This window comes from Pseudomonas corni, from assembly GCF_057128765.1.
Genome location: NZ_JBSKHW010000002.1, coordinates 506,898 through 520,561 on the forward strand (window position 1 = coordinate 506,898; position 13,664 = coordinate 520,561).

Annotated in this window: 13 protein-coding genes; 8 read left to right on the plus strand and 5 right to left on the minus strand. The window is 56.9% G+C overall.

The window, feature by feature from the left end; genetic code table 11:
* The first annotated feature begins 25 nt into the window (after positions 1-25).
* On the plus strand, positions 26-3,517 hold the full coding sequence (locus ACWKV9_RS06015; RefSeq protein ID WP_483835165.1) for a ParB N-terminal domain-containing protein: 3,492 nt from the start codon (positions 26-28) through the stop codon (positions 3,515-3,517).
* Positions 3,518-3,534: 17 nt separating this feature from the next.
* Here ACWKV9_RS06015 and ACWKV9_RS06020 read toward each other — a convergent pair whose 3' ends face one another.
* Positions 3,535-4,131 carry a DUF4124 domain-containing protein gene (locus ACWKV9_RS06020; RefSeq protein ID WP_483835166.1) on the minus strand — a complete coding sequence of 199 codons (597 nt, stop codon included), beginning with the start codon at positions 4,129-4,131 and terminating at the stop codon, positions 3,535-3,537.
* A gap of 22 nt (positions 4,132-4,153) precedes the next feature.
* The gene (pyrE, locus tag ACWKV9_RS06025) at positions 4,154-4,795 is read right to left on the minus strand and encodes an orotate phosphoribosyltransferase (RefSeq protein ID WP_483835167.1); all 642 of its coding nucleotides are present in this window, start codon (positions 4,793-4,795) and stop codon (positions 4,154-4,156) included.
* 82 nt (positions 4,796-4,877) lie between these two features.
* On the opposite strand from pyrE, the gene ACWKV9_RS06030 reads away from it, so the two are divergent.
* Positions 4,878-5,657, plus strand: coding sequence for a catabolite repression control protein Crc (locus ACWKV9_RS06030; protein WP_065988229.1), 780 nt, complete (start codon positions 4,878-4,880; stop codon positions 5,655-5,657).
* 180 nt (positions 5,658-5,837) lie between these two features.
* On the opposite strand, the gene ACWKV9_RS06035 is transcribed toward ACWKV9_RS06030, so the two are convergent.
* Positions 5,838-6,206 (minus strand): DUF4870 domain-containing protein, encoded by a 369-nt coding sequence (locus tag ACWKV9_RS06035; RefSeq protein ID WP_483835168.1) that lies wholly within the window; start codon positions 6,204-6,206, stop codon positions 5,838-5,840.
* A gap of 27 nt (positions 6,207-6,233) precedes the next feature.
* Positions 6,234-6,956 carry a ribonuclease PH gene (rph, locus tag ACWKV9_RS06040; RefSeq protein WP_483835169.1) on the minus strand — a complete coding sequence of 241 codons (723 nt, stop codon included), beginning with the start codon at positions 6,954-6,956 and terminating at the stop codon, positions 6,234-6,236.
* A 301-nt stretch (positions 6,957-7,257) separates the two neighbouring features.
* On the opposite strand from rph, the gene ACWKV9_RS06045 reads away from it, so the two are divergent.
* The 6 genes from ACWKV9_RS06045 (at position 7,258) to ACWKV9_RS06070 (ending at position 12,586) form a co-directional block, all read left to right on the plus strand.
* Entirely contained in the window at positions 7,258-8,121 is an 864-nt protein-coding gene (locus ACWKV9_RS06045; RefSeq protein ID WP_483835395.1) for a YicC/YloC family endoribonuclease, read from the plus strand.
* 13 nt (positions 8,122-8,134) lie between these two features.
* Positions 8,135-8,755 (plus strand): guanylate kinase, encoded by a 621-nt coding sequence (gene gmk / locus ACWKV9_RS06050; RefSeq protein ID WP_483835396.1) that lies wholly within the window; start codon positions 8,135-8,137, stop codon positions 8,753-8,755.
* 197 nt (positions 8,756-8,952) lie between these two features.
* Positions 8,953-9,216 (plus strand): DNA-directed RNA polymerase subunit omega, encoded by a 264-nt coding sequence (gene rpoZ, locus ACWKV9_RS06055; protein WP_002551500.1) that lies wholly within the window; start codon positions 8,953-8,955, stop codon positions 9,214-9,216.
* 60 nt (positions 9,217-9,276) lie between these two features.
* Entirely contained in the window at positions 9,277-11,385 is a 2,109-nt protein-coding gene (gene spoT / locus ACWKV9_RS06060; protein WP_483835170.1) for a bifunctional GTP diphosphokinase/guanosine-3',5'-bis pyrophosphate 3'-pyrophosphohydrolase, read from the plus strand.
* A gap of 24 nt (positions 11,386-11,409) precedes the next feature.
* Entirely contained in the window at positions 11,410-11,790 is a 381-nt protein-coding gene (locus ACWKV9_RS06065; protein ID WP_268798840.1) for a RidA family protein, read from the plus strand.
* 58 nt (positions 11,791-11,848) lie between these two features.
* Complete coding sequence (locus ACWKV9_RS06070; RefSeq protein WP_483835171.1) at positions 11,849-12,586, plus strand: hypothetical protein; 738 nt, start codon at positions 11,849-11,851, stop codon at positions 12,584-12,586.
* Positions 12,587-12,712: 126 nt separating this feature from the next.
* Here the strand turns inward: ACWKV9_RS06070 and ACWKV9_RS06075 are convergent, their stop codons facing one another.
* A complete protein-coding gene (locus tag ACWKV9_RS06075) occupies positions 12,713-13,573 on the minus strand; it encodes an NAD-dependent epimerase/dehydratase family protein (RefSeq protein ID WP_483835172.1) in 861 nt (286 codons plus the stop codon).
* Positions 13,574-13,664 lie beyond the last annotated feature (91 nt).

Sequence of the window (13,664 nt, forward strand, 5' to 3'; positions counted from 1 at the left end):
TGCTTATTAACCCCTGAGAGCTCACATGTCCGCTACTCAACCCCCCACTTTGCCTCTTGATGACCCATCACTAGAGTTGCAGTTCGCTTTCGAACCCACAGAACACATCTCTGCGGACCTGCTTTCCCCCTTCGCATCTGGCCAACGGCTTGAAGGGTATGCCCCTCTTGAAAACTCGGCGCCGTTCGATGGCGTTTACAACATTGACGGTCAGCTCTTTATCCTCGTTGAGGGCTTGGTCTACGAAGTAGAGCTCGACGCTGCCCGTTACGCCTTTCAGGTCGTAAGCCCCTTCGCACCTGACGAGCCCGCTCCCGAACAAGATCTCGAACGGGCTCAGCACCTCCAGCTACAGGACTGCCGGCTTTACTACGATGCGCCCACCCGAACGTGGCGGTTGCAACTTATTGATGAGCTGCCTTCGGACGCTGCGCCTGCTAAAACCAGAGTGAGCCGCCTTCCCGTGCAGATCGATGGGTTGTTGCGGGATGAAGACGTCAGCACCATCGAAACCACGACGCGACAGTTCCTGCAAGGGCAGTCGAGCGCCGCGCCTGAAAACCCGGCAACAACGCGCGACAATCGCTCGTTATTCCATCTCCTGTCGCAGAGCCTATTGGCCGAGCAAGGGACCGCTAGCCTTTCACCGGATGCGATCAGGATTGTGTTCGATAACATGCTCAGCTCATCTACAGCCAACGAGCTGAGCCAGACGCTGCTACGCGCATTGGGCTGGTTCGGCGGGCTTGCAGGCGAAGAAGCCGACACGCACATCAGCCAGCAGCTGATTTGGGCAGCACTCATGCTGGAACTTGATCCGGTTGGTGAACAGCAGCCTGGCTATGTCGCGGGTTACTGCACGGAGGATCATCACCATTGGGGCATGTCGTACGGTCACCGCCGCGCGCAGTTGCGGGCGCATCTCAAACGGCGCACCTGGACAGATGCCGAACCCAACGAAAACGCGGCCTGTCTGGCGGCTTACATATTGACGCCGGCCATGCCGGACTTCGCCGTTACGGACATCCCCGAATCACTTAAGTACGGCACCGTCTCCTGGGTCAACTTTACCCATGGAGTTGCCCTTGCCCACGCAATCGACCCGGTTCGATCTACTCCGCTGGCCTATGAGCAACTGCTGCAACTGGCGCTGGATCTGAGCGAAGACGCGACGCAGGATGAGATGACGCTGATCGCCAGCACGCGGTTAGCGCCCACGCTGCAATGGGCCTACGCGCACGATGTCTTGGTGAGGGCTCCGAGACGCGAACCTACCACCCTGGCAACAAAGCGTGCTGTGACTGCACTTGATGATCAAATCTCGCGCGCCGAGGCCGCTTTCAGGGCAATCGCGCGCGCGATGCCGGATCGTCTTGCGATGGCAAATCAGGTGTTCGCAGATCGCTTTGGCTTTAATGCAGAATTGATGAAGGGACAGCTGATGATTCCGACATCGCTCGGGAAGAGTCTTGAGTTGTCGTTGCGAAGTTGGGTGCCTTCTCCGCCAAAACCATCCTACTCACCCGTGGAGCGCTACACCGGGCGCTATAGGCTCTTGGATGTGTTCATCGCTGGCCATATGAAAAACGGGGTGGACCTCTTCGAACCGTTTTTGGTCGGGGTCGAACATCGCGAACTAAGGGAGCTCAGCATACTTCGAGACCTCAAGGGACTTGAGGGAGTCGACATGCCAGCGTTGTATGAGGATGCATTCGACAAATACGTCCTTAATGCCAAATCAAGCTACCCCGTGCTCATCGAACAAACACTTTCAACAATGCCGGGCCGCGATAGGGCCGCGATAAGCGCTGGTAAGGTAAACATCTACTCGCTGCGCTCGGAAACCGGGAAGACGGTGCAGGCGGAAGTAGAACAAGACCGCCAAAACAGTCGCGGAAGATTTGGATTTATCATCGGCTGCGAATACAGGGGCGAACATTTTTTTTATGAAGTCTTTCCGCTGACCGGCACACTCAGGCGTCATAACGGTCGCAGTACATTTTCGACCACGCTTGAATTTGAGCAACGCCCCCCTGGCAGCAGGAACATCTATCACAAAGGCGAGTTGCTTGGCCTGGACTGGCGCCCCTACGTCGAGTTGGCAAATCCCCGCGAGGGAAAGACGTCAACAGTCATCCCGCACCTGATCGCCGCTTTGGACCCCGTCGTCGCAAATATTAATTACGCGCCGCTTTCCTCATCGCGCTTCAGACAGATTGCCCAGTACGGGGCCGCTTATAATCTGTTCTTCGATGAGACGCTGAGCCGCGATTACCATCGTCACGAAAGTCATTCGGAAAAGATCGCCAAACAGTTCCCGCCTGTTCTCCAGACGTTCGAGATTATTGTGCCTGGACTGGCCTGCGCCAGATCACTATTGACCCAAGATTCCGCCGGGCTAACGTGTACTCTGGATGCAGCGGGAACACTGCTGTATCCCGTGATGGGATTACTCGGTGGCACGGTGAAGTATTTGACAGGGACGATCAAGCTTGGAGTCCGGCTAGTACTGCCGAAGTTTGCAAGTGTTACTGCTTTGGCTTTGAAAGTGCCAGGTACGCACCTTCGGATGGGGATGAGCCCGGGAGGACTTATCAGAGTTGCGCGAGCATCTTTGAACGCTCGCAAATCCCGACATACCTTCTTGACCGGGGTGCATGCATTGGCCAGGCGACATCGTCTTGATTTTCCTTCAAATCAGGCGGCCCCATACACCCATGTCGCGGGTTTGTTCTCGAGCATTAATTCACGAAGTTGGCGGCCCCTGCTAACCACGGACCAGCTTGCAACACTGGGCGGCATCACCAATGTGCCGATCAGACCGCTTTCCAGCTCCATCTCGTCAACACGGGTTGGTTATCACCTGATTAACCCGGTTACAGGTCTGGCGTACGGTCCCAGGCTGATCAAAATAAAACGCTGGCTCAAGCCCCCCCAGCGCATCAACAACCGCATCGGCTATCTAATGTCAGGTCGTGGTTCGGGATCGGGATCGCTGCCGAGAGCAGTTTCGGGAGTAAAGGGAAAGAAGATTCAAACTACGCAAGAACTTGATGAACTATTGACCCAATCCGGTTCATTGAAAGTTGATCATCTAGACGATATTCGGGCGGACTTCGACGCAGGCGCTGCTCTTTATACCTACAAAAAACACGATGGGACTCAAAGTGTGATGATGCAAAACGTTGGCGAGCATACCTACGCTGATATCTTCACCAACGGCACGGTGAATGTAGGAAAAGCCTATAACTATAAAAGCTTTAAAAGCTGGGGCACTTTTTTAGATGAAACGGTGGGCGTGCAACGTATATCCATCGACCGCATCGTAACGAGGAGAACAGATCTGGACGCTAGCCGGATACAGTCAGCCAAGCAGGCCATACAGGAGGGGGTGCCGCTTCTGCCCGTCGATGTGCGCAAAACAGGCGCGAGCTATGTTGTCGTAAACGGCAATCACCGAATCGAGGCGGCGACTCAACTCGGCCTGCAGGAGATACCCATCAACGTTGTTGACTGAAGACTGGCCGCTGGAGCTTAGGGCTGCAGCAATTTCTGCAATCGGGCCCGATCAACCTCGAAGGCTGCATCCGCCTGCTGACGCGCTGTCTGGTAGCGCAGAATGTCGCCCTTGAGGTTTTGCTGCTGGTCGCGCAGGTCATCCATCTGATCCAACATCGTTTTCGGCACCTGACGTCCGGCACGCTCCTGGTCAGCAGCCTGACTTTGCAGCGTCGACTGCTGAGCCGCCAGGCCCTGAACATTGCCCTGTGCCACAGCAATCAAAGCATCCAGCTCGGCAAGGCGCCTGCTCCTGGCGCGATCGATGTCCGCGACGCTGGTGTAGAGATGCGTCAGTTGCGCATCGGCATCGGCCTGCACCTTTGCGGCTTGAGCCTGACGAATCTCGTCAGCCGTCGGCGCGGGTGGAATGACCTGAATCACTCGCCCGCGCTGATTCAACACCTCATAGCCTTTGCCGACATACTCAGGCGGCACGCCTTGCGTATCCAGGACTGTTACGCCTCGGCTATCTACGTAGCGGTACAACATGATGGTCGGATTGTCGGCGGCCTGTAGGGTTTCAACACTGCCCAGCGATAGACAAACAACGACTGCGCCCAGCTTGAGCATAAAACAATATCCCTATGGACACTCAGATTCCGTACTGAGCCCGGTAGGCTTCAACAGCGGGCAAATGTTGCTTGAGCTGAGGATCATCGGCCAGGTATTCGAGTACCTGATTGAGCGAAACGATGCTCACGACCGGGATCCCGAAGTCGCGCTCGACCTCCTGGATGGCAGAAAGCTCGCCATTGCCGCGCTCTTGGCGGTTCAGAGCGATCAGCACACCGGCGGCTTTCGCGCCCTGAGCGCTGATGATCTGCATCACTTCACGAATCGCTGTGCCAGCGGTGATCACATCATCAATGATCAACACCTCGCCTTCCAGCGCCGCGCCCACCAGGCTGCCGCCTTCGCCATGATCCTTGGCTTCCTTGCGGTTGAAACACCATGGCAAATCACGGCCATGATGTTCGGCCAAGGCCACAGCCGTCGCGGCCGCCAAGGGAATACCCTTGTAAGCAGGCCCAAATAGCACGTCGAAGGAAATACCGCTTTCAACTACAGCTGACGCATAGAAGCGGCCCAGCTGAGCCAGGGCCGATCCGCTGTTGAATAGACCGGCATTGAAGAAGTAAGGACTTGTGCGTCCAGACTTAAGAGTGAACGCACCGAAACGCAAAACCCCACGTTCGATGGCAAAACGAATGAAATCGCGCTGATACGCCTGCATGAAAAAAGCCCCGAATACCACGGATTTAGCTAATTAGGTAGAGCTCGGGTATCATACACGCACGTGATTTTTGGGGCCATTTATGCGGATCATCAGTGTGAACGTAAATGGCATTCAGGCCGCAGTCGAGCGTGGTTTGCTCAGTTGGCTGCAAGCTCAGAATGCCGACGTCATCTGCCTTCAGGACACCCGCGCCTCCGCCTTCGAACTGGACGACCCAGCCTTCCAACTGGATGGTTACTTCCTTTATGCCTGCGAAGCTGAAGTTCCCGCACAAGGCGGCGTGGCTTTGTACTCGCGGTTGCAGCCAAAGGCGGTTATCAACGGGCTAGGGTTTGAGACAGCCGACCGCTACGGGCGTTACCTGCAGGCAGATTTCGACAAAGTCAGTATTGCGACCTTGCTGCTCCCCTCCGGGATGAACGGCGATGAAGACTTGAATCAGAAATTCAAGCTCATGGACGATTTCGGCAAATACCTCGACAAGCAACGGCGCAAACGTCGCGAGTATATTTATTGCGGCTCGCTCTACGTTGCGCAGCAAAAGCTGGACATAAAGAACTGGCGTGACAGCCAGCAATCTCCTGGTTTCCTGGCGCCGGAACGGGCCTGGATGGATGAGATCGTTGGCAACATGGGTTATGTCGACGCCCTGCGCGAAGTCAGTCGCGAAGGCGATCAATACAGCTGGTGGCCAGATAATGAACAGGCCGAGATGCTCAATCTGGGCTGGCGGTTCGACTATCAGTTGCTGACCCCAGGCTTGCGCCGCTTCGTGCGTAGCGCACGCTTGCCACGTCAGCCACGCTTCTCGCAGCATGCACCGCTGATCGTGGACTACGACTGGACGCTGACTATCTGACGTTCAATCGCCCACAAAAAAGCCGACTTCGTGTCGGCTTTGTTTTGTCAGGGCAGACCTCGGGCATTCAATGTGGGAGGGAGCTTGCTCGCGAGGCGTCAGGTAAGACAGCTCCGCAGTGGGGACGGCCTACAATCGCGGGCAAGCGCGCTCCTACAAAAACCGGACGCGGCGCGCCGACTATTTAACCAACCGCCAGGTAAACGGATAGCGGTACGCAACTCCGTCATTGGCCTTGATGCCCGCGATGATGGTAAGCACCAGAGCACCAACGCTAACCAGCATCAGTAGCGGGAAGCCGATCACCACGATCATCAGCAAAAAGCAGATCATCGCGGCGATGGACACAGTGATCTGAAAATTCAGCGCTTCCTTGCCCTGCGCATCGATAAACGGGTCGGTTTCTTTCTTCAGCTGCCAGACAATCAGCGGCCCCAGCAAATTACCGAACGGGAATATCAAGCCGAAAAACGCTGCGAAGTGACAGAGCATCGCCCATTGGCGAACTTCTTTACTCGGCAATGGAGCTGGAGGCTGGCTGTCGATCATCGTGCGATACCATGGCTAATGAATGAATCAGTCGGCCAGTGCGGCTGTTTGTAATTCAAAGAGTTCGGTCATGCCTTTTTGCGCCAGAGCCAACATCGCATTCAGCTCTTCAGGCTGGAACGGCGCGCCTTCAGCTGTGCCCTGCACTTCAATGAAACCGCCCGCGCTGGTCATGACAACGTTCAGGTCGGTTTCAGCGGCCGAGTCTTCCAGGTAATCCAGATCCAGCACTGGCTCGCCTTGGTACATGCCTACGGAAACGGCTGCGATCATTTGCTTGAGCGGATCGCCGGCCTTGAGGCCGCCACGTTTCTTGATGGTTTTGAGTGCATCAACCAGCGCAACCATCGCGCCAGTGATGGACGCTGTGCGCGTACCGCCATCAGCTTGAATAACGTCGCAGTCGACGTACAGGGTAACGTCGCCCAGCTTGGACATGTCCAGGGCTGCGCGCAGCGAACGACCGATCAGACGCTGAATCTCCAGAGTGCGACCGCCTTGCTTGCCACGACTGGCTTCACGCTGATTACGCTCTCCAGTGGCGCGCGGGAGCATGCCGTACTCGGCCGTCAGCCAGCCCTGACCCTGACCTTTCAGAAAGCGCGGTACGCCATTTTCAACGCTAACGGTGCAGATCACTTTCGTGTCACCGAACTCAACCAGCACAGAACCTTCGGCGTGCTTGGTGTAGTTGCGGGTGATACGGATCGAGCGAAGCTGATCGGCAGCGCGACCACTTGGACGTTTCATCTGGGATACCTGTACTGAGACGGAAAACTGCCGAGCATTATAGAGGCGACAACCGACGCTGGGCACATCTAATCAACGGCCAATGACCATCGGCAGTTCGCCGCGACCGGAAAAAAAGCGCCAGCGTCGGGCAGCCCGACACCATGCATCGCTTCTAACGCTGCCATGTTTGGGCGCAAACGCTGCACTGCGCTACAATCCTGCGCCTTTATAGCCTGTCGATTATTCATGACACCGATTCGGGCAAAACACCGCCCGGTGCAGGCTTTTTTCAATGCCTGACTTTATTGAGGTAACTCCCATGGTGCATAGCATGACTGCCTTCGCCCGAGCCGAGCGCGCTGGCACCCAAGGCACGTTGAGCTGGGAATTGCGCTCCGTCAATCATCGCTACCTCGAACCTCATCTGCGCTTGCCCGAGTCCTTCCGCGACCTGGAAGGCGCAGTGCGTGAGGCATTGCGTCAGGGGCTCTCTCGCGGCAAGGTCGAATGCACGCTGCGCTTCACCGAGGAAACCGCAGGCAAGCCGCTGCAGGTCGATCGCGAGCGCGCCGGGCAATTGGTGGCCGCTGCTGAAATCGTCGCCAGCCTAATTAAACAGCCAGCGGCACTAAATCCGCTGGAGGTACTGGCATGGCCCGGCGTGCTGGTGGCCGACGCCAGCGATCCACAAGCATTGAATAACGACGCCATGGCGCTTTTCAACGAAGCGCTCGACCAGTTGAAAGCTGGCCGAGGCCGCGAAGGCGCAGACTTGGCGAAACTTCTCGACGAGCGGCTCAGCGCGATCAAAACCGAAGTTGCCACTCTCCGCACGCTGGTGCCGCAGATGCTGGCGACGCAGAGGCAAAAGGTACTCGACCGCTTCGCCGACATGAAAGCCGAACTCGACCCGCAGCGCCTGGAACAGGAAATGGTTCTGCTGGCGCAGAAAAGCGATGTGGCTGAGGAGCTCGATCGTCTCAGCACCCACGTTACGGAAGTGCGCCGGGTATTGAAGACCGGCGGGCAAGCCGGGCGGCGCCTGGACTTCCTGATGCAGGAACTTAACCGCGAAGCCAACACACTGGGCTCCAAAGCCTTCGATCCTCGTAGCACTCAGGCTGCGGTCAACCTCAAGGTGTTGATCGAGCAGATGCGCGAACAAGTGCAGAACATTGAGTAAGGCCACTCTCGACATGACTCACAGCACCGGCACCCTGTACATCATTTCCGCCCCTTCGGGCGCGGGCAAGACCAGCCTGGTCAATGCCTTGATCAATGCTCAGCCACAAATTCGCGTGTCGGTTTCCCACACCACTCGCGCCATGCGGCCAGGTGAAGTGGACGGCGTGAATTATCACTTCGTTGACCGCCCCGAATTCGTGCGGATGATCGAGCACGGCGATTTTCTTGAGCAGGCCGAAGTGTTCGGTAACTTATACGGCACCTCCCAAAGCCGACTGCAGCAGACACTCGATGAAGGCCACGACCTGATTCTGGAAATCGACTGGCAAGGGGCGGCACAAGTGCGCAAATGGATGCCCCATGCACGCTCGATCTTCATTTTGCCGCCGACCCAGCAAGCGCTGCGTCAGCGTCTAACCAATCGTGGTCAGGACAGCGATGAGATCATCGAAGGCCGTATGCGTGAGGCAGTCAGCGAGATGAGCCACTACGTGGAATATGATTACATTGTGATCAACGATGATTTCGCCAGTGCGCTGGAAGACCTGAAAGCCATCTTCCGCACCAATCTGCTCAGTCAGGAACACCAGCAGCAGCGGTTTGGCGAGTTGCTTGCGCAGTTGTTGGCTTAACGCTTTGTGTAAGAGCCAACGTGCTGGCGAGAGATGCCACGCGCGCACTCTGAAACACTGCTTCGCGAACAAGTTCGCTCCTACATATTGACCTTTACGAAATCAGCGCTTCCCTAAACGCTGGTGTTTTTTTAAACTGTCGAGTCCGCTCGCCCATCCGGGCTCCGCGCATACCGCATTTGCTACGAGGAATACCCATGGCCCGCGTAACCGTTGAAGACTGCCTAGAACACGTGGATAACCGCTTTGAGCTGGTCATGCTCTCTACCAAGCGTGCTCGTCAACTGGCAACCGGCGGCAAAGAACCAAAGCTGGCGTGGGAAAATGACAAGCCTACCGTCATGGCATTGCGCGAAATCGCAGCTGGCCTGATGGATTACGCAGTAATCGCAGAAGCTGAAATCGTTGAAGATGAACCATTGTTCGCGGCGTTCGAGGACGAGTCCAACGAGGCCGTTTAAGCCTATGCCAGGTCGACGTAGTACGGCGCAGGGTCACAGCCACCGGCAGGGTTTCCTATCATGCCGAGCATAGACGCCCTCGCCGATCGCCTCTCGACCTACCTCGGCAAAGACCAGGTCAACCTGGTTCGCCGGGCGTATTTCTACGCCGAACAAGCCCACGACGGCCAACGCCGTCGCAGCGGCGAAGCCTACGTCACACATCCGTTGGCGGTGGCAAATATCCTTGCCGACATGCACATGGACCATCAAAGCCTGATGGCCGCGATGCTGCATGACGTGATCGAAGACACCGGTATCGCCAAAGAAGCGCTTTGCGCACAGTTCGGCGAAACCGTGGCCGAACTGGTCGATGGGGTCAGCAAACTGACCCAGATGAACTTCGAGACCAAGGCCGAAGCGCAAGCAGAAAACTTCCAGAAGATGGCGATGGCCATGGCGCGAGACATTCGCGTCATCCTGGTCAAACTCGCCGACCGCCTGCACAACATGCGCACACTGGAAGTGTTGTCCGGTGAAAAGCGCCGCCGCATCGCCAAAGAAACCTTAGAAATCTATGCGCCCATCGCCAACCGCTTGGGCATGCACAGCGTGCGCATCGAGTTCGAAGACCTGGGTTTCAAAGCGATGTACCCGATGCGCTCCTCGCGAATCGGCCAGGCGGTCAAACGCGCCCGGGGCAATCGCAAAGAGCTGGTCAACAAGATCGAAGAATCGTTGAGCCACTGTCTCGCCGTTGATGAAATCGAAGGCGAAGTCAGCGGCCGTCAGAAGCATCTTTACGGCATCTACAAAAAAATGCGCGGCAAGCGTCGGGCGTTCAACGAGATCATGGACGTCTATGCGTTCCGGATCATCGTCGACAAGGTCGATACCTGCTATCGAGTCCTTGGCGCTGTGCATAATTTGTACAAGCCGCTGCCGGGCCGTTTCAAGGATTACATCGCAATTCCCAAAGCCAACGGCTATCAGTCGCTGCACACCACGCTGTTCGGTATGCATGGCGTCCCCATCGAAATCCAGATTCGTACGCGCGAAATGGAAGAGATGGCAAACAACGGGATTGCAGCGCACTGGCTGTACAAGTCCTCCGGTGACGAGCAGCCCAAGAGCACCCATGCTCGCGCCCGCCAGTGGGTCAAAGGCGTGCTGGAAATGCAGCAGCGTGCTGGTAACTCGCTGGAATTCATCGAGAGCGTGAAGATAGACCTGTTCCCGGACGAGGTTTACGTCTTCACCCCGAAAGGCCGGATCATGGAGCTGCCCAAAGGCTCTACCGCAGTCGACTTTGCCTACGCGGTCCACACCGACGTTGGCAACAGCTGCATCGCCTGTCGGATCAATCGTCGGTTGGCCCCGCTTTCGGAACCGCTACAAAGTGGCTCTACCGTCGAGATCGTCAGCGCACCCGGAGCACGCCCTAATCCGGCCTGGCTGAACTTCGTGGTCACCGGCAAGGCGCGTACGCATATTCGTCACGCCCTCAAGCTGCAACGTCGCTCCGAATCCATCAGCCTGGGCGAGCGCCTGCTGAACAAGGTACTGAACGGATTTGAAACCACGCTTGAGAAAATTCCTTCCGAGCGCGTGCAGCTGATTCTTGCCGAATACCGGGTCGAGGTCATTGAAGATCTCCTCGAAGACATCGGCCTGGGCAACCGCATGGCCTACGTTGTGGCGCGTCGCTTGCTCGCCAGCGAAGGTGAGGAACTGCCTAACGCTGAGAGTCCGCTGGCCATTCGTGGCACAGAGGGCTTGGTCCTCAGCTATGCCAAGTGCTGCACGCCGATACCGGGCGATCCGATCGTGGGTCATCTGTCTGCTGGCAAAGGGATGGTGGTACACCTGGATAACTGCCGGAACATCAGCGAGCTGCGCCATAACCCGGAAAAATGCATCCAGCTGTCCTGGGCGAAGGACGTTACCGGCGAATTCAATGTCGAGCTGCGTGTCGAACTCGAACATCAACGCGGCCTTATCGCGTTGCTGGCAAGCAGTGTCAACGCGGCAGACGGCAACATCGAAAAAATCAGCATGGACGAACGCGATGGTCGCATCAGCGTGGTCCAACTGGTGGTCAGCGTACACGACCGCGTGCATCTGGCTCGCGTGATCAAGAAACTGCGCGCCCTGACCGGGGTCATCCGCATCACCCGCATGCGCGCCTAGCTAACCCGACAACAGGAGTTTTTCATGAGCAAGACCGTTATCACCAGCGACAAAGCGCCTGCCGCCATCGGCACTTACTCTCAGGCGATCAAGGCTGGCAATACTGTCTACATGTCCGGGCAGATTCCGCTCGATCCGAAAACCATGGAGTTGGTCGAGGGCTTCGAAGCCCAGACCGTTCAGGTGTTCGAGAACTTGAAATCGGTAGCTGAAGCAGCTGGCGGTTCGTTCAAGGACATTGTCAAACTCAACATCTTCCTGACTGACCTGAGCCACTTCGCCAAGGTCAACGAAATCATGGGCAAATACTTCGAGCAACCGTATCCGGCACGCGCCGCGATTGGCGTTGCTGCGTTGCCCAAAGGCGCCATGGTCGAGATGGACGCCATCCTCGTTATCGAGTAAATCCCTCGCGGAGCATTTCCTGCTCCGCCACTCCTAGAGCAAAGGAAGGACTCCGTTTATGCGCGTTGCGTTCGCCCTCTCGCTGCTGGCCGTACTGTTAAGCGGCTGCGCCAGCCATTCCAACCGCAGTCCTGATGGCACCTGGATCAACCAGACCGCTATCGATGCAGCCGCTGCTGGCGGAAACCTGCGTCAGGCGTTGCTGGCCTACGGGCCCAATCTTGAATGGAACGTCGACACCAAAGGCGGCAAAGCAACTGCCTCCAATGGCTTTGAGCTCAGCGAAGGCAAGATTGTCAGCGCTGCAGATGGCAAGCTGCACATCGACTTCTACGGCAACTCTTTTGAAGACCTGACGCTCAAGGGCGACCAACTGGTGCAAACCGCCAGCGACACCGGGGCCGAGCAGCACTTCAAGACGCCAAAAGAGGCCGCTCCAGCAGGCGCCCAACCTGGTACCAGTTTCGAGCGCGCGCTCTACAGCGCTTACCTGGGTGGCAAATGGTCCATCGTTCAGGGCGAGGGCCAAGGTGGCGTGGTCGACTTTCAGCCAGACGGAAGCGTATCCGGCCTGCCAAACAATGATCGTTACGCACTTTGCCTGGCTGGCGATTGCGCAGCCATGAGCGGCGAGTACGACAGCATGTGGCTGGAGCGAAATGAGAAGGGCAACCCTTACATCTTCGTCCGCCAGGGCAAACAGCTGGAGATTTTCCAGGCCGTGAACAACGCTAAAGCGGATGAGATGCCCGACCTGCGGCCTGGTGCAAGCCAGTGGTTGCTGCAAAAGAACTAAAGCTTTGAGCTGATCCACTGTGGGAGGGAGCTTGCTCGCGATGCGGTTTTTAAGATGCTGCAAATGCATTAACTGCAATATCTTCGCGAGCAAGCGCCCTCCCACAGACAAGGCAACGCTGAAATATCAAACAGCCTGTTCTGCAAGCATTGCTTCATACCCTTCCCGATAACTCGGATAACGCGGCGTCCAGCCCAGTGCTTTAGCCCGTGCATTACTGCAACGCTTGCTCCCCGCCCGCCGAATGCTGCTCTCTTCAGACCACTGCGTAACGCCCAGTCGATGACGCATCCAGTCGACCACGTCGGCCAAAGGATCGGGCGCATCATCTACACCGATGTAGCAATCCTCCAGCGGCACACTGCGCGCATCCGCCAATAGCAAAAAGGCCAATAGCCCCGCCGCGTCGTCAGCGTGGATGCGATTGCCATATAAAGGCGGGGTGACCGCCACGCTATAACCCTGACGCACTCTGTTCATCAGATCGCTGCGACCCGGCCCATAAATGCCGGTAAGCCGGACAACACTTGCTGGCAAATCACTGCGCAGCGCCACCTGCTCGGCCTCAAGCATGATTTGCCCGGAAAACCCGCTTGCCTCGGTCAGTGACGTCTCGTCTACCCACTCGCCCTGTTGCTGCCCGTAGACGCTGCTGCTGGAAACGAAAATCAACCGTTTCGGTCTCTGCCCGCTGCGCTGTGTCCAGTCGAGCACGTGACGCAAGCCGTCGACATAGGCAGCCCGATAGCCCGCCTCATCCCGCTCGCTAGGCGTCGCGCAATACACCAGATAGTCGATCTGACCGTCAGGCCATTGCTCCGGCATTCGGGCATCGAACAGATCCGCGCTGACCCCGACTACGCCATTTGGCAGTCGTCCTATCGAGCGGCGCAAACCAAAAACAGTCCAATCATGAGCCAAGAGTTGCGTAGCGAGACGACTGCCAATATCGCCGCAACCAGCAATCAATACGCACGGGGCCACCATGTGATATCTCCAAAAAAAGTCCGTTTGATCCGATAAAGCGGTGCAATAACTGACCTGCGAAACGCGACTGAAGGAAAAAAAGAGACTCTGT